Consider the following 22090-nt stretch of genomic DNA (forward strand, 5'->3'; position numbering starts at 1 on the left):
TGGCTGAGGCCGCTGCCGGCGTCGGCGTCGGCGCCGGTGACCAGGGTGAGTTGGCCGGACAGGTCGACGTGTAGGGGCGCGCCCGCATTCGGGGATGCGTCGTTATTTCCATACAGGCAACCACCTCGTCCACCAGGGCCGGCTGAGCGGTACCTTCGACAGGGAGTGCACCAGTGTCGGCGACCTGCGCGAGGACCTGGGCTGGTTCAGTGCGTGCTGCTGGCGCCTCACTGCACCACGCTGCGAGGGGCCATCGGCGCCACCGATCTGGTGTTCTGGCAGGTGCTTGCACACCTGCCGCGGCTGTGCTGGACGAGCACAGCCTGGCGAGAGCCATCCGTGCTGGTGAACGCGATTTTGGCACGGTCTGTACCAGTTTGCTTGTGCTGACCCACGCCAATCTCGCGCTCAGGAATCCACGGTTGCTGTCGAGGTGAAAACTCTGGCCGAGCAGACCAACCTGCTGGCGCTCAATGCTGCCATCGAGGTGCGCGTCAGTCAGATAGCTACGGCAACGGGACAGCAGAGCTGTGGTTGCTGCGCAGGTAAACGATAGTGCCGTACGGGTACAGGAAATGGCACCGTCGACAGTGGAAAACACTCGCCAGATCAATGGTGCTACCCGGAGACTCGTGTGCCTGGGGCGTGACTTGCAGGCATTGGCTCGGCGTTTCAGGATCTAGTAGAGGTCAGACACAGTCAGTACTGCCAAGGGCAGTCCAGAGTGCTCCGGTGGTAGTGAGTTCACCTGGGAGGGTGGCAAGGGAATAACTTGCACTTGGTGGGGGTAAGGAAAATTCAGGTTCTCAAATTCAATTGTTAGCAATATAATTGCTAAAAACTGATTCGCTGCTCAAGAACCGTAACCTCTCCGAGGCCATCCCGAAGGGACTGCCAGCAGTCCTCAGGCATCGTCGGCAGCGGTTTCCGAAAAGAGGGGCGGCACATGGATGGACGCCCTCCAACCGTTGGGCCTGTTCTGTCTACCGATTCTCGATGGGCTCCGCACTTGAGTCAGCGGGGCAGGCGGATCGTAGGCAAGTGTTTTCCCTGGGTCCACAGCAAGAGGAGCATTGGGAGGTGAGACCTGTGGCTATGAGAAATTCACGACGCATCCTGCAAGGGCTGCTCTCTCTGGCTGTCGCTACAAGCATTGCTGGTTGTGGAGGGGAGGGGCAGGCAACGGCCGGTTCAGACCTAGAGGTAGGGGTATACAAGGTGCAAGCCCAGACTCTGACCCTCACGCGTGATCTACCAGGTAGAACAGTGGCCTACCGGGTTGCAGAGGTACGCCCCCAAGTCTCGGGAATTGTCGAGAAGCGTCTGTTCATCGAGGGCAACGAAGTTAGACAGGGACAGCAGTTGTATCAGGTCGATCCGCGGACCTATGAGGCGCAATTGGCCAGGGCCGAAGCCAATTTGATCACGACGGAGAACCTGGCTCGCCGTTATGGGCGGCTATTGCAAGCTAATGCCGTGAGCCTGCAGCAGCATGATGATGCTGTGGCGAACTGGAAACAGGCACAGGCTGAAGCGCGGGTGGCTCGTATTAATGTCCAATACACCAAGGTGCTTGCTCCGATCTCTGGGCGTATAGGTCGGTCTACCGTGACCGAAGGTGCGTTGGTCACCGATAGCCAGACGCAGGCGCTCGCCACTGTGACTCAACTGGACCCTATCTATGTCGACGTTACTCAACCTGTTACCAAACTGCTCGGCCTGCAACAAGCACTGGAGTCAGGACAATTGCAGGGCAGCGATAGTGAGGCTCTGGCTCGGGTTGGCCTGATCCTTGACGATGGTAGTCGTTATCCGCTGCCCGGTACGCTGAAGTTTTCCGAAGTGCATGTGGACCCAAGTACTGGTGCAGTCACTCTTCGCGCCGAGTTTCCCAATCCCCAGCGCAAGCTGCTACCTGGCATGTTTGTGCGCGCTCAACTGGAAGAGGGGACTCGCAACTCAGCATTGTTGGTGCCTCAGCAGGCTTTGCTCAGGGATGCCAGAGGAGCGCCCTACGTTTGGCTGGTCAGGAAGGACAACACCGTAGAGCGACGCGAAGTACAGACTCTTCGCACCGTTGGTAATGCCTGGTTGATCGAACAGGGATTGCAGGAGGGTGACCGGATCGTAGTAGAGGGGGTGCAGCGTGCCCGTAAAGGTATCCGGGTCCAGCCTGTAGACGCATCGAATGTCAAGTTGGCCCTCAGCTTCGGTCAGCAAACAGTTACCGTGCACTGAGGAACTCCGGGCATGTCACGTTTTTTCATCGAACGGCCTATTTTCGCCTGGGTGTTGGCCATTGTCGCGATGCTTGCCGGGACGCTGTCGTTGCTGAACATTCCGATCAGCCAGTATCCGAACATCGCAGCGCCTGCGGTATCTATCCAGGTGACCTACCCTGGCGCCTCGGCCAAAACGGTTCAGGATACGGTCGTGCAGGTCATTGAGCAGCAACTTAGCGGTCTGAATGGCTATCGCTACATGTCGGCGGAAAGCAACTCCGACGGTAGCATGAGCATTATCGTCACCTTCGAGCAGGGCACCGACCCTGACATCGCTCAGGTGCAGGTGCAGAACAAACTGCAACTGGCCACTCCTCGCCTACCGGAAGAGGTCCAGCGTCAGGGCTTGCGTGTTGTCAAATACCAGCAGAACTTCTTTCTGTTCGTTGGACTGGTGGATACCACCGGCAAGATGAACAGTTCTGACTTGAGCAACGTCATCGCCTCCGACCTGCAAGACCCAATCTCGCGTGTCGATGGGGTTGGTGATGTCCTGCTCTTCGGCTCCCCCTATGCGATGCGCATATGGCTTGATCCGAACAAACTGAATAGCTACCAACTGATGCCCTCTGATGTAGCTACCGCGATTCGCGAGCAGAATGTCCAGGTGTCGTCTGGCCAATTGGGTGGGCTACCCACCCGCAGCGGTGTCCAGTTGAATGCGACGGTAATTGGCAAGACACGTATGACCACTCCAGAAGAGTTCGAGGAAATACTGGTCAAGGTGAATGCCGATGGCTCACAGGTGCGGCTCAAAAATGTTGCTACCGTGGAACTGGGGGCGGACAATTTTTCTTTCAGTACCCAATACAATGGCAAGGCTTCGGCCGGCTTGGCGTTACGACTGGCTCCAGGTGGAAACCTGCTGGAGACGGCCAATGCCATCAGGGGGGTGATAGAGCAGCAAAAGGCAAGCCTGCCGGACGGTGTAGAAGTTATCTACCCGTATGACACTACGCCTGTTGTCGAGGCGTCGATCGAGTCGGTGATACACACCATCTTCGAAGCCGTCGTGTTGGTGTTCATTGTGATGTATCTGTTCTTGCAGAGCTTGCGTGCAACACTGATTCCCACCCTGGCGATACCAGTCGTGCTACTGGCGGCATTCGCGGTTCTGCCGCTGTTCGGGGTTGGCATCAACACCCTGGCCATGTATGCCATGGTTCTGGCGATCGGGTTGCTGGTGGACGATGCCATCGTAGTAGTGGAAAACGTCGAGCGCCTGATGCATGAAGAAGGGCTCTCGCCACTGGAAGCTACCCGAAAGTCCATGGGCCAAATTTCAGGGGCGCTGGTTGGCATCGGCATGGTTCTGTCGGCAGTGTTCGTTCCCATGGCTTTCTTCGGTGGTTCAGCTGGGATCATCTACAAGCAGTTCGCCGTGACCATCGTCGTGTGCATGGGGCTTTCCGTACTGGTTGCGCTGATTTTCACGCCGGCTCTCTGTGCCACTATTCTCAAATCACCGAAAGTGGGGGGGCACGTTGAGAAGAAAGGGGTCTTCGGCTGGTTCAACCGCTGTTTCGACCGTAATACCCAACGCTTTGAGCGCGGCGTCGCTGGGATGCTTATACATCGCGGTCGCTATTTGTTGATATTTCTGTTGATCACTATTGGCACCGGGTATCTGTTCAGCGGAATTCCCAGTGCTTTCTTGCCGGGAGAAGACCAGAAGGTAGTTTTCGTGGAGGTGCGTATGCCAGCCAACTCTTCCGCGGAGAGAACTTCGGCAGTGCTCGATGAAATAAGACGCTATTTGCTGGAGGAGGAAGGTGACGTCGCCAGTTCCATCCTGACGGTCAATGGTTTCAATTTTGCTGGCCGGGGGCAGAACGCAGGGATAGGGTTCGTAATGCTGAAGGACTGGAAGGAAAGAACAAGAAAAGGACAGGACATTTTCAGTTTGGTGGAAAGAGCCAATGTTCATTTTTCAAAAATCAAGGATGCAACCGTATTGGCTATCGTTCCGCCTGCGATTCTTGAAATGGGCAATGCAATGGGGTTCGATCTTTACCTTCAGGACAGGGCGGGCCTCGGCCACGAAGCCTTGATGGCTGCCCGTGATAGATTCCTGGAACTCGCTCAAGAGAGCCCTGTATTACAAGCGGTTCGCCCTAATGGCAAGGATGATGAGCCGCAGTATCGGGTGGACATCGACGATGAAAAGGCGCGGACATTGCAGGTCAGCATTCAGTCGATCAATGACACCATGTCCGCTGCCTGGGGCTCGTTGTACGTCAATGATTTCATTGATCGGGGACGCGTGAAGCGTGTCTATCTGCAAGGAAATGACAGTTCGCGTATCGGCCCTGAAGACTTCGATAAGTGGTATGTGCGCAATGCCCTGGGGCAGATGGTCCCCTTCTCGGCATTTGCCTCGGGAGAATGGGTTTCCGGCTCTCCAAAGCTAGAGCGCTTTAGCGGGATATCGGCTGTACAGATACTAGGGCAGCCCGCATCTGGATACAGCACTGGGGAAGCAATGGTCGCCATTTCCGAGATCATGAAAGCACTGCCAAATGGAATTTCGCTGAGTTATAGCGGATTGTCCTATGAGGAAATCAAGACAGGCAACCAAGCACCTATGCTCTATACCTTGACAGTGCTGATAGTGTTTCTTTGCCTAGCGGCATTGTATGAAAGTTGGTCGGTGCCTATTGCCGTTGTTCTTGTAGTACCTCTAGGTATCTTGGGGGCTGTCGTGGCGACCCTTTGGAGAGATTTGACGGCAGACGTTTACTTTCAGGTTGGTCTGATGACTACTGTCGGATTGACTGCAAAGAATGCGATCCTGATCATCGAGTTCGCCAAGAGCTTGTATGAGCAGGAGGGGAGGTCTGTCGTTCAGGCAGCCGTCGAGGCATCGAAATTACGTCTACGTCCTATCTTGATGACATCCCTCGCATTCACTTTCGGCGTATTGCCAATGGCTATTGCATCTGGGGCGGGCTCTGGAAGTCAGCACTCAATTGCGACCGGTCTGGTTGGTGGCATGATCAGCGCAACCATTCTTGTCGTGTTCTTCGTGCCGCTGTTCTTCGTACTGATCGTTTCGTTGTTCGACCGGTACAAGACATCCGTTTCCAGTACGGGAGTGCAGGCATGAATAGCAGAAACTACCGTAGGGTTTTATCTGCAGCAAGGGAGTGCGGTCCTGACAAAACCATTGAGGAGGTATAACTACAGTAAGAGCTGGAAAATTTGAATAGTGCAGGACACGGAGGCGTAAATAGATTGATAGCAATTTATTCCCTAGAAATATAGTTTTTAAAAACCATCTAAGGAGAAGGCACCATGAGCACCACCCTGTATTCCACGAAAGTCACTGCTGTTGGCGGTCGCAACGGCACGATCCATAGCGATGATGGCTTGCTTGACCTGCAACTGGCGCTGCCCAACGCCTTGGGCGGCAAGGGTAACGCGACCAACCCCGAACAACTGTTTGCCGCGGGCTATGCAGCTTGCTTCGGTAATGCGGTCATCCATGTGACGCGCAATAAGGAACAAAAAATCAAGGATGATGATGTGGAGGTCAGTGCTAGAGTAAGCCTCGTTCCCAACGGCAGTGGTGGTTTCGCTCTGAGCGTCGCGCTCGAAGTGATACTTGCCGGCGTCGATCAGGCACTGGCCGAAGAGGTTGTGGCAGAAGCTCACAGAGTCTGTCCGTATTCTAATGCAACTCGTGGCAATATCGACGTTTCCCTCTCAATTACAACTCGCTGAGAGCTACTTCGCACCTACTGTACGAGTTGCATGTCTGTATTGGTAGGTGCGATCTATCTATGGGCGGCATATGAGCGGCAAGCACTTAAACCATAGCACTCTGATGGAGTTGAGCTGTGTCAGGCCTGAATGCTTACCCTGGTTCTCGTCGCCCAAGGGAAAGGAGAGCAAGTATGGCGATGCTTCTGTTTTCTTCCTATGAGCAAAAAAACAGGTGCTACTACTGCTGCCCGGCGTACGAGAACGGTGATTTTCTCACTGCAGAATCCGGTGGCAACGCTGCGCCTATTGGTCAGGCGTTGGCTGTTACTAAATCGTAGGTTGTGTACTCGATGCCATATTTGAGCGTCTGACATAGTAGCATGCCAAGTGCCTGTTGAGCGGATTAGGTATTGATTGGTCCGCAAACTACCGCAACCCTCCCGGTAGTGTCCGGCGATAATCCCGAGCGGTTGCGAGGTGAGGCCGTACTGGCGATCCTGTGCGGGACAAGTTTGTTGCCAGCCTCATCTGGTAAATGATTCAACCACCGACTGAATCGAGGTGTTGATTGCGCTGCCAGCAACGCCTTGTGAGAGATCGCCCTAGTACGGATGCGCAGCGATCTGCGTACTAGGGCCTACGTGGAGCACGCGCACGGGAAAGGGGCGTTATCATCAAGAAGATCCATAGCCGCCTGCAGCGCTATCTCGTCAGGGTGCTATATGCCCAGGTCCTGGTTGATCTGGCGAACACCTCGAGTTTCAGTTGGCATAGGTGCCTTAAAGTTTCTTCTCCACGCTGAAAACCGAACGACTGAGCCAGCGGATTTACCGGTCCCTTGATGAGCGCCGGGCCGAGGTGTTCGACTACATCGAGCGGTTCTAAAACGCACGGCGCCGGCACTTGGCACTGAAATATCTAAATTCCATGCAGTGTGAGGCGGTGGCTTGTTAGGTCAACCAATCTGTCTAGCGGGATGGGGCAAGCCCAAGCAGTTGCTAAGTGTTTGATTGTAATAAGAAGGCCGCCCAGTTGGGCGGCCAGTCAAGAGATTCCTTCGCGGGGATTCTGTTGACTGGCTTAGGCTATCACGATTTTGTAGAGAAAAGCCTCTATCCTGGGGTTATAGAGAGAGACTATACGAGTTAAAATCCGTACGGGCCCTCTTAAGGATAGGCCTCCTTCAGACCAGAATCTCTATGGGGAGTAAGATGAAAAGCATTTTTGTCGCTGCGATTTGTGCATTTGTATTGGTCGGTTGTTCTTCTGAGTACCTGATCATGACAAGGGATGGTCAGGTGCTTACTACCACAGATAAACCTCGGCTGGATAGTAAGACGGGTATGCTTGAGTTCGAAGATAGCCAAGGCAAGAAACAGCAAATTCCACAGAGCAGCGTTAAGCAGTTGATCGAGCGCTGAGTATCACTTTAAGAGCCCTTGGCAATGAGGGCTCTTCTTTTCCTATAGCCAATGGTTGGCGGCGAAGCGTTGGCGTGCTCTGGTTGCTGGCTAGTCTGAAGGTAACTTTAAGCCGCTTTCAGTAACGAGAAACCCTCATTTTGGTGCGGCCTTAAAGACTTCTCTGTCGTTGGTTGGAATTTAGCGGATGATACCTATCCGTAGGTATCTTTTTGACTGTAGGTTATGGTTTTGCTGAAAGGTGCCCAAAGTGGTCGCCTGGGAAAAGGGGAAACCCAGCAGCCCGGAGAGGCGGTCACGGAAGAGGGCTATCTACTTGCGAATCAGACTGGTGTTTCTGCCCTAACGCTCACGTCAGGTTGCAGGCATTCCTGAACGGCTTTTGCCTTGAAGGGCTTGGGATAAGAGTTGCACTGGTGCATGGTGATCCTTGCATTATGGACGATGGTGTCCACGTATTTTAGGTTGACACCATTGCTCTTCATGTCGGGACTCTGAAGGTGTGTGTTCGCCGGGCGCATACGTTGCATCGAAAAAACCTTCAGACTTTAAAAATCCTCGACTCCGTTACTTTCGGGCTCCAGGGGATAGATCTCGATCGCTACATGTTAGAATGGTTTAAGCGTCATCAGGCCGTAAGCTGTAATGAGAAACAGGAGTTGGAGCGAGGCTGCCACCAACGCTGGCATTTTGCTGCCCGCTACCAGGGCGCGCCGGCTGGATGTCCCGGAAAAACCATGGCCTGCGACCGCGATCAGACCAAGCCAGGGAAATATCAGCTTTAGCCAGGTGCCTTGTGCGACGACGACCAATACCAGGCCGGACAGGCCAGTTAAGCCGGTCATGGCCATCGCTCCCGTATAAACAAGCTTTCGTGGTCTTCCCAGCTCGCCAGCGATCCGCGGCGCTGTCAGTACTATGCTGACCCAACCCAGCGTCAGTAGCACTGAGAGCATGGCTAACCCTTTGTGGGTCTGGCTCAACAGTTCATACATGGCTCTATCTCCTAGGCGGTCTTCAACGAAGCCATGTCGATGACGAAGCGGTATTTGATGTCACTGCGCAACATTCGCGCATAGGCCTGTTCGATCTGCTGGATGGGAATAATCTCGATGTCGGCAGTGATGCCGTACTCACCACAGAAATCGAGCATTTCCTGGGTCTCGGCAATGCCTCCGATCGCCGAGCCGGCGATAGAGCGTCGTCCCGTGATGAGGCTGAAGGCACTGACTGGTAGCGGTTCGTCTGGTGCGCCAATCTGCACCAATGTGCCGTCGCGGCCAAGCAAGTCCAAATAAAGGTCAATGTCATGTGGTGCGGATACCGCATCAATGATCAGGTCCAGGCTGGATTGGTAGGTGAGCATTGCCTGCGAGTCGCTCGATAGCACAACCGCATCTGCACCGAGCCGCCTACCATCGGCAACCTTGGATACGGAGGTAGTAAACAGCACTACATGGGCGCCCAGTGCATGGGCCAGCTTGACTGCCATGTGCCCCAGCCCCCCTAGCCCGACGACCCCGACTTTCTTGCCCGGACCTGCCCCCCAGCGGCGCAGGGGCGACCACGTGGTGATTCCAGCGCACAGCAGCGGTGCTGCACCAGCTGGATCGAGGCTGTCTGGAACCTGCAGTACGAAGTCCTCGGGCACGACGATGTGGCTAGAATAACCTCCGAAGGTATGACCGCCGAGAACGTTGTCATCTCCGTTGTAGGTACCAACCATGCCCTTTTGGCAATACTGCTCGAGCCCTTCGCGGCAGCTCGGGCACTCACGGCAGGCATCGACCATACAGCCCACAGCCACCAAGTCCCCGATTTGGTGGCGGGTGACGCCGGAGCCAACCCCTGTCACCCGCCCGACAATCTCATGGCCAGGTACGCAGGGATATAGGGTGTTGCCCCATTCGTTGCGAGCTGTATGCAAGTCTGAATGGCAGACGCCGCAATAAAGAATGTCGATCACAACATCCAAAGGGCGAGGTGACCGGCGTGAGAACGAAAATGGAATCAATGGGGAATTGGCATCTTGGACTGCGTAGCCAGTACAAGTAGCGGTAGCCATGACTAGCCTCCTGTCGAGGGAGATAACGGTTAGGTGTAGCGACGAGCGAGTATGCGAACCATGGCCTGCACCGCGTCGCGTAGGTCCTCGACGGAAGCCGGATCGACTCCAAGCTGGCCCGCCAGGGTTTGTGGCACGTTCAGTGCCGCAGCGCGGAGTTCGTGTCCATGGGGTGTCAACATGATCAATACGCGTCGTTCATCTTCAGGGTCGCGGCGGCGAGTCACGAAACCGTCACGCTCCATACGTTTGAGCAGTGGTGTTAACGTGCCGCTGTCTAGATGCAAGCGTTCTCCCAGATCACCAACGCTGACCACATCATGTTCCCAGAGCACCAACATCACGAGGTATTGCGAATAGGTGAGCCCGAGTGGCGCCAGTACCGGCCGATAGGCTCGCGTCAGTAGGTTGGAGGCTGCATAGAGGGGAAAGCAAAGCTGTCGGTCAAGCAGCAATGGATCGTCTTCCGGAATGGCCATAGTAGCTTCAGCCCTCCTTGATCAAGAGGGCTATGGCGTTGGTGCTGCTGGGGGGGCTGGCCATGGATGCTTCTGCCACGACAGCTTTGTCCCGTGTCTGAATGACGTTGGTAAGGGGCTCCTTACGGAGTGCACTATTGTCGCCACCGCCAAACGCGAAGACTTTCGAATGGGGAGTGCTCATGGATTTCCTTTGGCCATGCCTTTATGTGTTTAGCAATTATATTGCTAGCCGCATATTTTATCAATAGAGCTTCCTAAGTACCTTGTCAGTCAGTGACCCGCTGAGCGCTATAGAGAGTTTTGTCGCCAGCGAGAAAGCGTGCTCCTGATTTTTCTATTCGCAATACGCTACTGCCGTAGCGAGAAATCTACATGCTAGAGTTTCTAGCGTCTGCTCTAGCCTTCTCTAATCTTTCCGTAACGTGCTGGATTTTAGTGGGCTATCTAAGGTGGAATAATTTTTAAGTTGTTTATGCGTGCTCTGTTTATAAGGTGTCTGGCCAATCAAATAGTGTTGGGTGAAAACCATTTCCATCGCGCTTTTCCTGATTTCTTGACTTGGTATAGTGCCGAGTCTGCGTGTTCCAACAGTTTGCGCTTGTCTGCTGCGTGATCAGGATAGATACAGCCGCCAATGCTTACAGATATTTTTATCTTCCTATTGAGGATGGCTATAGGCTCGCTTGCCGTAGTGATAATTCGCTGGCAGATATCTTCCAGTAACTCAAACCTCTCGGGCACGGTGAGTAGTATGCAAAACTCATCGCCACCAAAGCGGCATATGAAGTCTGAATCTCTTATGGCGCTTTTAAATCGGTGTGCAAGAGTGCGTAGTACTTTGTCCCCAATCAAATGACCATAGGTGTCATTCACCGGTTTGAAGTTGTCTAGATCCACCATCAGTAGAGCTAGGCGTGTTTGGTTCCTCCCAGAGGTCTCTTTATGCCAATGCTCTCGCAGTCCTCTACGGTTGGCAATGCCAGTCAAAGGGTCAAGATAAGCATACTCCTTTAATAATTTTACATCCTGCTTGAGATTGGAAATATCCTTGTAAAGATTTATCGCCAACTGCTGCTCATGTAGGATTAGACAGCAGTATAGGACGTTGTGGATATTTCCGTCGCCATCTAGAATTTCAAGCTCGATATCGGGGGTGACGGATACCTTTGTAGATCCAGGTCGCGATTTTGATTTATTCCAGTGCTTGCAGGCTTGCTCGCGCTGCCATTCATGGATATGGGTTTCCTCTATTAGCTGACTCACTGTCTTGAAGTGACCTGGTGGGTACCTGAAAAGATTATGAAAATATGAGTTACAGTGCTGAATGTGTGCTTCTGGCAGGGTAGCCCATGAGACAGCAAAAGGTAGTGCATCAAGTACCGTATCCCGTAAGGAACAAAGGAGTGATTCCTTCGAAAACGCCATGGGTTTCCCCCTCGTCATCCCGACATGCTTGGCTAGGCTTATGGATATTCTCTCTATTATGGATAGCTAGTTGAACCAACTGGGTGCTCCTACTCTGAGATGCCAAGAAGCATTAAATCATGCTTCTTCGATCGCCCAGTCCATAGTATCCATTAACTAGATCGCCATATTCGTCCAAGATACATCTGCAATGTACCTAATTCAGGTACAGCGTACCACAAGCAGCAGGAAGACCAATGGCTCATTGCCATGCGGTGGCATAGTGCAGTGGGTGGGGGCTAGCCTTGGAGCTGGCCGAGGGCAGATGCATGCCATGTTTCTTGGTGTGCAGACAGGCGTGCGCAGGAAAAGGTGGTGCGAGGAATCGCCGGAGTGGGGAGTCATGGACAGAATCCCAGCCTCCTGCCGAGCTCATTAGGCAGGCTCCTCTGAATCGGCATCTTGGCCTTCAGAAATGGCTTATTTCCTGAAAGCCAGATGCCGACAGGTTGGAGCGCAGGCCGGCTAACGCTTGGTGGGGGCTATAGAGAGGCGATAGGGGCAGGTGCTGTTTGAGGTGATGAGCAATGAGGTTGATTCTCAACATCATGGTTCATCGACGTGTCCTCTGGTCATGATTTCTTTTGCTGCGTGTGCTCGCCTTGTCCAAATGCCATCACAATGTTCAATCCTTCATGCGGCTGCACATCAAGAGCCTTGCAGTACCAGATATACTCAACAACGTCCAACCTACGTTCTCCAGTCTCGACTTTCTGAATGTAAGAGTGTGTGACGCCCAACCGTTTTCCGAGGTCGCGCATCGTCAAGCCCTGCTTCTTGCGCATATCGCGCAGCCAGCAGGTTAAGGCCAACATTCCCGGGGTATTTATGCTTTTGGTCACCTGTACCTTTTATAGGTACAAGGCCGTCGTATCCAAAAAAGGTACAGCTAACCTGTGAACGAGCCCCTTGAAACACAGGACACCGTTTCCCCCTTACCATAAGGGATAGGCAAACGACTGTGTTTATGACTACCAGCAAAGACTCTATGGTCACCCCCGTTTCTGCAATACTGTTCAACGACGAGTGTTGGGCTCGCTTGAATCTATCCGGCGTCTGCATGGGGCATGCCCCGCGCCACGATGAGAGTCGCGCCCAGTGGTCCTAAGAAAAAGCGCGGCCTCGAAGGCCAGTCTTTGCTTCAGGGTGTCCACCAGGCCGGTGTGCCGTTCACGTCATCGGTTGTCCAGTGATCGCAAAACCTGAAAAGGTGCTCCTTGGTACGGCGGTAAATGCAAGGTCAGGCGCTGCAGACGCTTGGCCTCGCCTCAAACTCCGAGTGATTGGCCGCTATGGCCCAGACAATACGGGCCAGCTTGTTCGCCAAGGCGCAAGCCACCACATTCGAGTGGCGGCGTTCGCGTAACGAGCGAACCCAGTCAGCCAAGGCCCCCTGATGTCGATCCACTCGCTGCAGGTAGGACCTGGCGCACTGCACCAGCAGCCGCCGTAGGTTCTTGTCGCCGCGCTTGCTGATGCCCAGCAGGGCCTGCGCATCAACTCGATCCACCCCGGCTATATCGACACGCCGCTGCTCAAGCACATGGACGCATCCACCCGCGCAGAGCTCGTGTCCGCTCATCCAGTAGGCCGGCTCGGCACCGCCGAGGAGGTTGCCCATGTCGTCGCCTTCCTTTTTTCCGACGGTGCCGGCTTCGTGACCGGCTCACAGTTCGTCGTCGATGGCGGATACACGGCGCGATGATGACCATGACAAACGACATCACACCGACCTCCGGCGACCTGCTGCTGGTGCTGAACTGTGGTTCATCCAGCATCAAGTTCGCCGTGTTCGACGCCACCCTATCGCCACTGGCGCGGCAACCGCTTTGGAATGGCAAGGTACAGGGCATCGGCGGACCGACGCCGGACTTCGGCGAGACCGGCACACCCGCTCACGCGGTCACGCTTGACCCCGGGCAGCCACACCATGCCGCACTGGAACTGATCCGCGAGCGCATTGGCGCCCGCCTTGGGAGTCGACGGGTGGTTGCCGTTGCCCACCGCGTGGTACACGGCGGCAGCAAGTATGCCGCGCCGATCCGCGCCGATTCACAGGTGCTGGCCGACCTGCGCAGTTACATCCCCCTGGCTCCACTGCACCAGCCGTTCGCCCTGGAGGCGATAGACATCCTGCTGCGCGAACGTCCGGACATTGTCCAGGTCGCCTGCTTCGATACGGCATTTCACCACACGCTGCCCAAGGTCGAGCAGCAACTGCCACTGCCCCACGCAGCCTGGGAGCGCGGACTGCGCCGCTACGGCTTCCACTGATTGTCCTACGCCTACATGGCGACGGCGCTGCCCGAGCGCCATGGAGAACTCGCCCATGGCCGGGTCATTGTCGCCCACCTCGGCAGCGGCGCCAGCCTGTGCGCGATGCGCGGCCTGCAAAGCGTGGCGACAACGATGGGGTTCTCCGCCCTGGATGGACTGATGATGGGCACCCGCACCGGCGCGCTCGATCCCGGCGCTGTGATCTATCTGATGGAGATCGAGAAACTGAGCCTGGAGCAGGTGGGGCACATCCTCTATCACGAGTCGGGTCTGCTCGGCGTATCCGGCATCTCGTCCGAACCTCGGGTGCTGCTACAGCTGGAAGGCGGTGAGGGCGAGCCCGCGGCCCGTACACGTGATGCGCTGTCGCTGTACGTGCGCCGCATCGTGCGCGAGATCGGTGCATTGGTTGCTGTCCTGGGCGGTCTGGATCTGCTGGTGTTCACGGCTGGCGTCGGCGAGCACAGTCCCGAAATCCGACACCGCGTATGTGACGCACTGGGTTTTCTGTTGCTGCATCTGGATCCGCAGGCAAACGAGGCCAACGCACCGATCGTCTCGGCCGGGAGCTGCGCAGTGATGGTCGGCGTCGAGCCTACCAACGAGGAGTGGATCGTGGCGCGTGACGCATTGACCCTCTACCAGACGGCCATCGCTACATGATCCGTCCGGGGGAGGACAAGGTCGGCACCCGGACCAAGTTGGCATCGCCACACGTGTGGTACCCCAAAGACGTAATGAGCACAGCATTGCTGGAGACAGGAGTTGCTTTACCCTATGAACACAGAAAAAGAGAAAACGTCCGACGCTTCGAACGAAGCACTCGACATCAGAATGCACGCCGCATGGGCGCGAGCATGGTCGTCGCTTTCGCCCGAATCGCCGATGCTGGCCTGGCTGGACTGGGCCATCCACCTCGCCACCAGCCCCGGCAAGCAAGAAGCCCTGTCCGATCAGGCCCTCGTACAGTTCGAACAGTGCATGGCCTATCTTCGCGAAGGACTGGAGGCAATGAAAGAAGGCCGAGAGCCGCCTGCCTTGCCACCCACTGACGATCGACGTTTTGATGATCCGTCCTGGAATGATTGGCCCTACAGCTTACTGCGCCATGGCTATCAATTGCAGTCGCGCTGGTGGGAACAAGCCACCCAAGGCGTGTGGGGCGTTTCCCCGCAGCACCAACGTCTGGTGGCATTCGGCACCCGACAATGGCTGGAGATGCTGTCGCCGGCGAATCTGCCCTTGCTCAACCCCGTGGTGCTGCAGAGGACGCGGGACGAAGACGGTGCCAACCTTGCACGCGGCCTGGAGAATTTCCTCGACGACGTACGGCGCCAGTTGTACAACCTGCCCCCTGCGGGCGCCGAGTCCTTCGAGGTCGGGCGTAATCTGGCCACGACACCGGGCAAGGTGGTGCTCAAGAACGACCTGATCGAACTGATCCAATACGCTCCCACGACAGAAAAGGTTCATCCCGAACCGATACTGATCGTGCCCGCCTGGATCATGAAGTACTACATCCTCGATCTTTCGCCACACAACTCGCTGATCCGGCATCTGGTCGATCAGGGCCACACCGTCTTCTGCATATCGTGGAAGAACCCGGACGCGGAGGACCGCGATCTGGGCATGGACGAGTATCTGGAGCTGGGCCTGCACGCCGCGCTCGATGCCGTCAATGCGATCGTTCCAGGGCGCAAGATTCACGCGACCGGATATTGTCTGGGAGGTACGCTGTTGGCGATTGGTGCCTCGGCCATGGCGCGCGATGGCGACGACCGCCTGGCTTCGCTGACGCTGCTGGCAGCGCAGACAGACTTCAGCGAACCAGGCGAACTGGGGCTGTTCATCGACGAGAGCCAGGTATCGCTGCTCGAAGCACATATGGCCGAGAAGGGATACCTGGAATCCGAGCAGATGAGCGGCGCCTTCAAGATGCTCCGCTCCTACGACATGGTCTGGGCGCGCCTGCTCAACGAATATCTACTAGGCGACCGCCAGCCGATGAATGACCTGATGGCATGGAACGCAGACGGCACCCGGATGCCCGCGACGATGCATTCGCAGTACTTGCGACGGCTGTACCTGAACAACGACCTGAGTTCCGGTCGCTATCCGGTCGGAGGGCGACCCATTTCGCTGGGAAATCTCACGCTGCCCATCTTCTGTGTCGGCACCACGACGGACCACGTCGCGCCCTGGAGGTCCGTGTTCAAGCTGCACTTGTTTTCGTCGGCCGAGATCACCTTCGTGCTGACTAATGGCGGTCACAATGCCGGGATTGTAAGTGAGCCTGGCCGACCCCGACGGCGTTACCAACTGCGCACAGTCGTCGCGAGCGACAGCTACATCAGCGCTGACGAGTGGCAAGCAACGACCCCACAGCAAGAGGGTTCCTGGTGGAGCGCTTGGTTCGAATGGCTGCGGACGCGCTCGTCCGAACGCGTCAAGCCACCGCGAATGGGGAACGCTGCTAAAGGGTTACGAGCGATCCATGATGCACCCGGCGAGTATGTCAGGCAACGAGGTATTGCGGCGGATGGTGACGAAAACATCAAAGAGCATGTCTAGGAAATTTCTGCATAACACGCGCAGCCAACGGACTTCACTGATCTTCTTTCAGCTCTGCAAGTTGCAACTTTCAACCAGGAGAAGAACCAATGAACGTGTCACGTCACCGTCGCGCAGTATACCTGCATCGAGCGGCGGGAGCTCTTTCTAATAGGGCCATAAATGATTGAACTCATCACAGGTGGTCGGCCTGGGCCTGCTCATGATCCTGCCGTTGGCCAACCCGTTGACGACGGTCGCGTTGTTTCTGGGGCTGGCCAGGGGTACGGCGACGGCAAGTGATAAGCTGAATAAGCCAGCTCAGCGCCTCTGCTTGTGTAGCCCATTTCTCGGCCTCTTTCCGCGTATCGCATGACCAGAAAAACCCCTCCAGGAAGACCTTCCATGTGGGGGATCCACAGCCACGCATTTTAAGTGCGATTCCTAAGCTGCTCTAACTGAGAATGTGCGCTAAATTTGACGGGCTTAAGATGACTGTCCGGCACAGGGGTATGATAGTGTTATGGCCGGATATCTGATGAATTTGGTCTCAAGGAGTCCATTATGAAGTTTAGGGGAGTTTGCGCCGTTTCAATTTTTGGCGTGCTCGCGCTTGCGGCATCGTCTGCTCAGGCTGCCACAATGCGTTGCGGAAGTAATCTGGTAAGTGAAGGCGAGCTGATAGTCGATGTTATTAGAAAGTGTGGTGATCCGTCGCAGCGTCAAGTTGTTGGGCCGGCTGTTGATGCCAATGGTTACGTTGCAAAAGGTGCCGCGACTATTGAGAATTGGGTTTATGGACCTAGTAATGGTGCGTATCAATATCTTCGATTTGTCGATGGAAGATTGGTAGAAATCCGTACTCGAATGAATTGAGCGATGAACGCAGGTGCTCAGTGAGTACCTGCGTATATCCGTTAGCCGGCCGTGCCGATGATATCCAGTATGGTCGCTATGGGAGCGCTTTGTGCGCTTGCGACAATGATCGTGGTATTCGCCCCCGCATTGCTAGCTGCTTGCTGCAAGTTGTTGGCCGTTAGTTGTGCACCGTTAAAGGTGGCGCTGAAGAGCTTGCTAGCTCCGGCAATAGAAAGCAGTTGTGTCATGGTGCTAATGTTTACCGCTTGGGCAGTGTTGACACTGATCTTGGTTTTACTTCCTGCGGCAGTTAACGCTTGTTGCAAGTTGTCAGCTGTCAACTGTGCACCGTTGAAATCGGCGCTGAAATTCTTCGTGTTGCCAGCGTTTTGGATCGCCTGAAGCAGGGCCGAGATGTTCGCTGCCTGGGCGGTGTTGACGCTGATGCTGACATTGGTGCCTGCTGCGCTGATAGCCTGCTGAAGGTTGTTCGAGGTCAGCTGTGCGCCATTGAAATCAGCGCTGAACTTCTTAGTGTTACCTGCGATGCTCAGCAATTGCAGTAAGGTAGTGATGTTGACAGCTTGGGCGGTATTCACGCCAATGGACGTGTTGGTGCCGGCAGCGGTCAGTGCCTGTTGCAAGTTTGTCCCGGAGAGTTGTGCACCGTTGAAATTGGCGCTAAAGACCTTGCTATTGCCCGCGTCATTAATCGCTTCGAGGAGGGCGGTGATGTTCGCCGCTTGAGCGGTGTTTACGCTGATACTGGTGCCCGACTGAGCGGCGGTTACTGCCTGCTGGAGGTTGTTCGCAGTGAGCTGAGAACCATTGAAGTCAGCGTTAAAGTGTTTGATGGTGCCTGCTGAGGCGATTATCGACAGCAAGGTGTTTATGTTGACCGCCTGCGCAGTGTTGACGGCGATGCTGGTGTTGCTGCCGGATGCATTTACAGCCTGTTGCAAGTTGTTCGAGGTCAACTGCGCCCCATTGAATGTTGCGTTCAGGTGCTTGGTATTCCCCGCGATGCCGATCACTTGCAGTAGCGTGGTAATATTGACGGCCTGCGCCGTGTCGATGTTGATTGTGGTATTTGCTCCTGCTGCAGTCATTGCTTGCTGGAGGTTGTTGGCAGTGAGGGCGGAGCCGTCGAAGTTCAGTACAAGTTTCATGTTCTGCTAATTCCTTTTTGCAAATAGATCAGGGGGCGCCATTTCATGGGTGGCAAAAAGAAGCTAGAAGTGATTCCTGGAATCGACAAGGTGTTTTTGTTGCGGTTTTTGAAACAAACTTTTGCATGCTTTGATGTTGGTGTTATTGATGTAGATCATTGTGCTTTTATTGGAAGTACTGGCGAAGAGTCGTCCTCTCGATGACTGACCGCTTTGCTGACGCGATAGAAGCAGAACACATCCGACGGCATCCCCCCGTGCCGGGGTCAAATCGCGGGCAAGGACGAGGATCTGCGTCAGGCCGTCCTCATTCTGCTAGAAGTCGGTTAGGATGGCGGCAGAACCTTTCTCCACCAGCGAGTAACACAGACTGGCGGGATCGAAGCGATCGGCCTCCTTTTCTGTTTCCGGCGTCCATGGAAGAAGTCTCAAACGGATGCCGGATACAACTTGGCCCGGCGGGACAAATCCATGCTTGAACGGGTTTTCGCCGCACGGCTCTCCTGTCTCGGAATCCAGCGAAGCGCACCAGAGATACGTCGAGAACTCGGTGTGCTTTTCACAGTGCAGGTCTCCCTCATCCCATGTCACGCCGTGAAGCGGCGTGGCATGGTCGGGCTCGGCAACACCGAAGCGATGAGACAACTCGCTCATCGCCATCTGGTCCTTGGCAAGGTCGCCTTCGGTCATGCAAGCGATCTGCAATATGCCGTGTGGGGCTTGAATCAACAGATGCGGGCGCGCGTGCACTTCACCCGCTGCGGCAGCACGATCGGCATAGGCCGGCATGCCGTACACGGTGGCGGTCGAGGCGGGTTGTACGGTCGTCGTATTGATGTTGGCCGGCTCTTTCATAACGACCTTATTTCTCATTGGTTGGAAAAACACGCTTCAAGGTAAATGCCCGCAGCCATGCGTTTCGCACATGGCTGCGGGCCGACCTTCATAAGCAGGCACCGTCCTACACGGTCTGTCTAATAGGCTCGCCGGATAGGGGCTTGTGCTGACCCTTTCAGAGCATCCTCAGCTTCTTTGCTTTCAAACGAAGGTGTACGAGCAGACCTTGTTGCCCGCCGGATCACGCAGATAGGCCGCATAGGCACCCGGCAGGTGACCACGCGGGCCAGGCTGGCCCTCGTCGGTGCCGCCCGCGGCAAGGCCGGCGGCATGGAAGGCATCCACTTCGGCGGGAGTGGCGGCCGCAAAGCCGATCGTCACGCCGTTGCTGGAGGGCGCTTCACCATTGCCCGGGCGGGCGATGATGAAAGCCGGCTTTTCGCGACCGAAAAGCACCCACCCGTTGCCGAAAGGCCCGAGGTTCTTGATGCCGAGAGCACCCAGAGCGGCGTCATAGAACGCGGCCGACTTCTGAACGTCGGCGGCGCCGATAAAGACGTGCGAGAAGATGCCGTCGCCGGAAATGACAGGATTGGACATGGTTAATTTCCTTGGTGGTTGGTGTTGAATGGAGAGTGGGTGATCAGTAGTGGATCACCGTGCGAATCGACTTGCCTTCGTGCATCAGGTCGAAGGCCTTGTTGATGTCGTCGAGGCCCATGGTATGGGTGACGAACGGGGCGAGATCGATCTCGCCTTTCATTGCGTCTTCCACCATGCCCGGGAGTTGGGTACGCCCCTTGACCCCACCGAAAGCAGAGCCCTTCCAGGTCCGGCCGGTGACCAACTGGAACGGACGGGTCGAGATTTCCTTGCCGGCACCGGCGACGCCGATGATGATCGATTGGCCCCAACCACGGTGGGCAGCTTCCAGGGCCGACCGCATCACGTTGACGTTACCGATGCACTCGAAGGTGTGATCGACACCCCAGCCGGTCATCTCGATGAGAACCTCGTGAATCGGCTTATCGAAGTCCTTCGGGTTGAGGCATTCGGTCGCGCCGAAGGTACGAGCCAGCTCGAACTTCGCCGGATTGGTGTCGATGGCGATGATGCGACCCGCCTTGGCCTGGCGTGCACCCTGAATAGCAGCGAGACCGATGCCGCCGAGGCCGAAGATGGCCACCGAGTCGCCCGGCTGCACTTTGGCCGTGTTGTGAACGGCGCCGATGCCGGTGGTCACACCGCAACCCAGCAGGCAGACGTGCTCGGGATTGGCGTCCGGGTTGATCTTGGCCAGCGAGACTTCGGCGACCACTGTGTATTCGCTGAAGGTCGAGCAGCCCATGTAGTGGTAAAGCGGCTGACCGTTGTACGAGAAGCGAGTCGTACCATCGGGCATCAGCCCCTTGCCCTGGGTTGCGCGAACCGCGACACACAGGTTGGTCTTGCCGGACTTGCAGAACAGGCACTCGCCGCATTCGGCGGTGTAGAGCGGAATGACGTGATCGCCGGGCTTCACGCTGGTCACGCCTTCACCCACCTCCACGACGATACCCGCCCCCTCGTGACCCAGCACGACCGGGAAGAGACCTTCGGGGTCGTCGCCCGACAGGGTGAAGGCGTCGGTATGGCAAACGCCGGTATTGGTGATCCTGACGAGTACTTCGCCCTTGCGCGGCGGCTCGACGTCGATCTCGACGATTTCCAGCGGCTTTCCAGGCCCGAAGGCAACTGCTGCACGTGATTTCATGATGTCGTTTCCTAATCTGGTGGTTCGGAGCGGAGCATTCCGCTGAGTTGTCAGTTTGGGAAACGGCTAAGTTGCTGTATATGGAATTGTTGCGATTTTGGAATTCCAAAATATGGAATAATCAGCGCACAACGAAGATGGCCTAGGAGCATGGAGAATGAACAAGGACATCGAACTGCTGCGCATATTCCGGGTGGCGGCTGAAAGCAGCAGTTTTCGCGACGCAGCTGTCCGCTTGGGGACTTCCCCTCAAGGTGTCACGCGTGCCATTCAGCAACTGGAGAGACACTACGGCGAGGTGTTGTTTCATCGCAGCACGCGCCAGGTTCGCATCACCGCCTTTGCCGAAGGTCTGCTGGAACAGGTCCGCCCTGTACTGGAGCGGGTCGACGATCTGTGGCGAACGCCTGCTGCCGACCAGCAGGCTGCACTCTCGGGCACGGTCCGCATCACCGCACCGTACAGCCTGGGTACCAGAGCAGTTCTACCTGCATTGGAGCGCGTTGCCGCGCGTCATCCTGGGATCACCCTGGATGTGCGTCTGTCCGATCGCATCAGTAATACGGTTGACGATGGGATCGACGTTGGCATCAGGGTCGGATTCATGCGTGATAGCCGCTTCGTCGCGCGCAAGGCAGCCGACATGAGGCTGCCAATCGTTGCCGCTCCACGTCTTATCGAGAAAGTGGGCACCCCTGACGATATCGATGCGTTGGCCGGGCTACCGATCGCCGTAGCCCTGGACATCAATACCGGCCGTCCATGGCCTTGGCACTTCAAATCGGGACAGCAGTGGACACCCGCGGCCCCCACCCTCATCGCCGACAATGCCGAAATGGAAATAGGAGCCGCACTGGCCGGGATCGCATTCGCCCAACTAGCGGACTACATGGCGGCTCCCTATATTGCCAGCGGGCAACTCGTGCAGGTGTTGCAGGACGAAGAGCCTCCGGCATGGGGCTTGTACGTCTATCGGCCCCAGCGTGGCCCCATTCCTGGAAGGGTTCGAGCGGTATTTGATGAAATGCTGGTCGCCGTTGGATCGTTGCCAGCTTTGCGCTGACACGCCGCAAGGCGCTGTAGGACTAGCGCGACGGCTACGTCATTGAAGGCCGGATCTTGAGGAAGTACCTAGTCACGGTTCGTTGAGGGAGGACCATCGTGGTCGGTGCGCGTTACAGAGAGTTGAAAGGATTGGCTGAAGCTTGCCGGCGAGGATTGATGGGG

General features: G+C 56.0%; 17 protein-coding genes and 4 pseudogenes. 11 read left to right on the forward strand and 10 right to left on the reverse strand.

The window, feature by feature from the left end; genetic code table 11:
* The first annotated feature begins 1095 nt into the window (after positions 1-1095).
* The 5 genes and pseudogenes from LDJ84_RS10660 (at position 1096) to LDJ84_RS10685 (ending at position 7408) form a co-directional block, all read left to right on the forward strand.
* Positions 1096-2238 (forward strand): efflux RND transporter periplasmic adaptor subunit, encoded by a 1143-nt coding sequence (locus LDJ84_RS10660; protein WP_031630811.1) that lies wholly within the window; start codon positions 1096-1098, stop codon positions 2236-2238.
* Positions 2239-2250: 12 nt separating this feature from the next.
* The gene (locus LDJ84_RS10665) at positions 2251-5388 is read left to right on the forward strand and encodes an efflux RND transporter permease subunit (RefSeq protein ID WP_034077985.1); all 3138 of its coding nucleotides are present in this window, start codon (positions 2251-2253) and stop codon (positions 5386-5388) included.
* Positions 5389-5576: 188 nt separating this feature from the next.
* The gene (locus LDJ84_RS10670; RefSeq protein WP_023105864.1) at positions 5577-6005 is read left to right on the forward strand and encodes an organic hydroperoxide resistance protein; all 429 of its coding nucleotides are present in this window, start codon (positions 5577-5579) and stop codon (positions 6003-6005) included.
* A gap of 765 nt (positions 6006-6770) precedes the next feature.
* Positions 6771-6872 (forward strand): annotated as a pseudogene (locus tag LDJ84_RS10680) (IS3 family transposase); the annotation flags it as partial.
* Between the two features lie 326 nt (positions 6873-7198).
* Positions 7199-7408: a YgdI/YgdR family lipoprotein gene (locus LDJ84_RS10685; RefSeq protein WP_031630816.1), complete on the forward strand. Its 210-nt coding sequence runs from the start codon at positions 7199-7201 to the stop codon at positions 7406-7408.
* A 608-nt stretch (positions 7409-8016) separates the two neighbouring features.
* Here LDJ84_RS10685 and LDJ84_RS10690 read toward each other — a convergent pair.
* From LDJ84_RS10690 to LDJ84_RS10715, 6 genes and pseudogenes are all read right to left on the reverse strand, one after another.
* Positions 8017-8403 (reverse strand): hypothetical protein, encoded by a 387-nt coding sequence (locus tag LDJ84_RS10690; RefSeq protein WP_052165145.1) that lies wholly within the window; start codon positions 8401-8403, stop codon positions 8017-8019.
* 11 nt (positions 8404-8414) lie between these two features.
* A complete protein-coding gene (locus LDJ84_RS10695; protein WP_058168046.1) occupies positions 8415-9473 on the reverse strand; it encodes an NAD(P)-dependent alcohol dehydrogenase in 1059 nt (352 codons plus the stop codon).
* A gap of 29 nt (positions 9474-9502) precedes the next feature.
* Positions 9503-9952 carry a MarR family winged helix-turn-helix transcriptional regulator gene (locus LDJ84_RS10700; protein WP_023105868.1) on the reverse strand — a complete coding sequence of 150 codons (450 nt, stop codon included), beginning with the start codon at positions 9950-9952 and terminating at the stop codon, positions 9503-9505.
* A 507-nt stretch (positions 9953-10459) separates the two neighbouring features.
* Complete coding sequence (locus tag LDJ84_RS10705) at positions 10460-11380, reverse strand: GGDEF domain-containing protein (protein ID WP_071557646.1); 921 nt, start codon at positions 11378-11380, stop codon at positions 10460-10462.
* A 611-nt stretch (positions 11381-11991) separates the two neighbouring features.
* Positions 11992-12261 (reverse strand): helix-turn-helix domain-containing protein, encoded by a 270-nt coding sequence (locus tag LDJ84_RS10710; protein ID WP_031630819.1) that lies wholly within the window; start codon positions 12259-12261, stop codon positions 11992-11994.
* Positions 12262-12659: 398 nt separating this feature from the next.
* Positions 12660-12905: pseudogene (locus LDJ84_RS10715) on the reverse strand (IS110 family transposase); the annotation flags it as partial.
* Positions 12906-12938: 33 nt separating this feature from the next.
* Here LDJ84_RS10715 and LDJ84_RS10720 point away from each other — a divergent pair.
* The 4 genes and pseudogenes from LDJ84_RS10720 (at position 12939) to LDJ84_RS10735 (ending at position 17122) form a co-directional block, all read left to right on the forward strand.
* Positions 12939-13124 (forward strand): SDR family oxidoreductase, encoded by a 186-nt coding sequence (locus LDJ84_RS10720; RefSeq protein ID WP_235583546.1) that lies wholly within the window; start codon positions 12939-12941, stop codon positions 13122-13124.
* Between the two features lie 5 nt (positions 13125-13129).
* Positions 13130-14359: pseudogene (locus LDJ84_RS10725) on the forward strand (acetate/propionate family kinase).
* A gap of 114 nt (positions 14360-14473) precedes the next feature.
* Positions 14474-16267: a PHA/PHB synthase family protein gene (locus LDJ84_RS10730; RefSeq protein WP_052165136.1), complete on the forward strand. Its 1794-nt coding sequence runs from the start codon at positions 14474-14476 to the stop codon at positions 16265-16267.
* A 543-nt stretch (positions 16268-16810) separates the two neighbouring features.
* Positions 16811-17122, forward strand: coding sequence for a DUF2845 domain-containing protein (locus tag LDJ84_RS10735; protein WP_071537366.1), 312 nt, complete (start codon positions 16811-16813; stop codon positions 17120-17122).
* A gap of 41 nt (positions 17123-17163) precedes the next feature.
* Here LDJ84_RS10735 and LDJ84_RS10740 read toward each other — a convergent pair whose 3' ends face one another.
* Positions 17164-18273: a hypothetical protein gene (locus LDJ84_RS10740; RefSeq protein ID WP_034077552.1), complete on the reverse strand. Its 1110-nt coding sequence runs from the start codon at positions 18271-18273 to the stop codon at positions 17164-17166.
* Between the two features lie 45 nt (positions 18274-18318).
* On the opposite strand from LDJ84_RS10740, the gene LDJ84_RS10745 reads away from it, so the two are divergent.
* Positions 18319-18477 (forward strand): hypothetical protein, encoded by a 159-nt coding sequence (locus tag LDJ84_RS10745; RefSeq protein ID WP_162492499.1) that lies wholly within the window; start codon positions 18319-18321, stop codon positions 18475-18477.
* A gap of 24 nt (positions 18478-18501) precedes the next feature.
* On the opposite strand, the pseudogene LDJ84_RS10750 reads toward LDJ84_RS10745, so the two are convergent.
* The 3 genes and pseudogenes from LDJ84_RS10750 to LDJ84_RS10760 all read right to left on the reverse strand — a co-directional run.
* Positions 18502-19128 (reverse strand): annotated as a pseudogene (locus LDJ84_RS10750) (DUF3422 family protein); the annotation flags it as partial.
* Between the two features lie 183 nt (positions 19129-19311).
* On the reverse strand, positions 19312-19710 hold the full coding sequence (locus LDJ84_RS10755) for a VOC family protein (RefSeq protein WP_034007259.1): 399 nt from the start codon (positions 19708-19710) through the stop codon (positions 19312-19314).
* Between the two features lie 43 nt (positions 19711-19753).
* On the reverse strand, positions 19754-20863 hold the full coding sequence (locus LDJ84_RS10760; protein WP_034077549.1) for an S-(hydroxymethyl)glutathione dehydrogenase/class III alcohol dehydrogenase: 1110 nt from the start codon (positions 20861-20863) through the stop codon (positions 19754-19756).
* Positions 20864-21020: 157 nt separating this feature from the next.
* Here LDJ84_RS10760 and LDJ84_RS10765 point away from each other — a divergent pair, with 157 nt between their 5' ends.
* The gene (locus tag LDJ84_RS10765) at positions 21021-21926 is read left to right on the forward strand and encodes a LysR family transcriptional regulator (protein WP_034077547.1); all 906 of its coding nucleotides are present in this window, start codon (positions 21021-21023) and stop codon (positions 21924-21926) included.
* Positions 21927-22090: the final 164 nt, after the last annotated feature.

Source organism: Pseudomonas sp. HS-18, assembly GCF_020401845.1.
Lineage (GTDB): Bacteria > Pseudomonadota > Gammaproteobacteria > Pseudomonadales > Pseudomonadaceae > Pseudomonas > Pseudomonas nitroreducens.

Bases quoted from the DNA above. Each gene is read 5' to 3' on its own strand.
- LDJ84_RS10705 (WP_071557646.1), bottom strand. From the start codon at position 11,380: ATGGCGTTTTCGAAGGAATCACTCCTTTGTTCCTTACGGGATACGGTA.
- LDJ84_RS10745 (WP_162492499.1), top strand. From the start codon at position 18,319: ATGGGTGGCAAAAAGAAGCTAGAAGTGATTCCTGGAATCGACAAGGTG.
- LDJ84_RS10695 (WP_058168046.1), bottom strand. From the start codon at position 9,473: ATGGCTACCGCTACTTGTACTGGCTACGCAGTCCAAGATGCCAATTCC.
- LDJ84_RS10740 (WP_034077552.1), bottom strand. From the start codon at position 18,273: ATGAAACTTGTACTGAACTTCGACGGCTCCGCCCTCACTGCCAACAAC.
- LDJ84_RS10665 (WP_034077985.1), top strand. From the start codon at position 2,251: ATGTCACGTTTTTTCATCGAACGGCCTATTTTCGCCTGGGTGTTGGCC.
- LDJ84_RS10755 (WP_034007259.1), bottom strand. From the start codon at position 19,710: ATGTCCAATCCTGTCATTTCCGGCGACGGCATCTTCTCGCACGTCTTT.
- LDJ84_RS10690 (WP_052165145.1), bottom strand. From the start codon at position 8,403: ATGTATGAACTGTTGAGCCAGACCCACAAAGGGTTAGCCATGCTCTCA.
- LDJ84_RS10735 (WP_071537366.1), top strand. From the start codon at position 16,811: ATGAAGTTTAGGGGAGTTTGCGCCGTTTCAATTTTTGGCGTGCTCGCG.
- LDJ84_RS10670 (WP_023105864.1), top strand. From the start codon at position 5,577: ATGAGCACCACCCTGTATTCCACGAAAGTCACTGCTGTTGGCGGTCGC.
- LDJ84_RS10760 (WP_034077549.1), bottom strand. From the start codon at position 20,863: ATGAAATCACGTGCAGCAGTTGCCTTCGGGCCTGGAAAGCCGCTGGAA.
- LDJ84_RS10700 (WP_023105868.1), bottom strand. From the start codon at position 9,952: ATGGCCATTCCGGAAGACGATCCATTGCTGCTTGACCGACAGCTTTGC.
- LDJ84_RS10730 (WP_052165136.1), top strand. From the start codon at position 14,474: ATGAACACAGAAAAAGAGAAAACGTCCGACGCTTCGAACGAAGCACTC.
- LDJ84_RS10765 (WP_034077547.1), top strand. From the start codon at position 21,021: ATGAACAAGGACATCGAACTGCTGCGCATATTCCGGGTGGCGGCTGAA.
- LDJ84_RS10660 (WP_031630811.1), top strand. From the start codon at position 1,096: ATGAGAAATTCACGACGCATCCTGCAAGGGCTGCTCTCTCTGGCTGTC.
- LDJ84_RS10685 (WP_031630816.1), top strand. From the start codon at position 7,199: ATGAAAAGCATTTTTGTCGCTGCGATTTGTGCATTTGTATTGGTCGGT.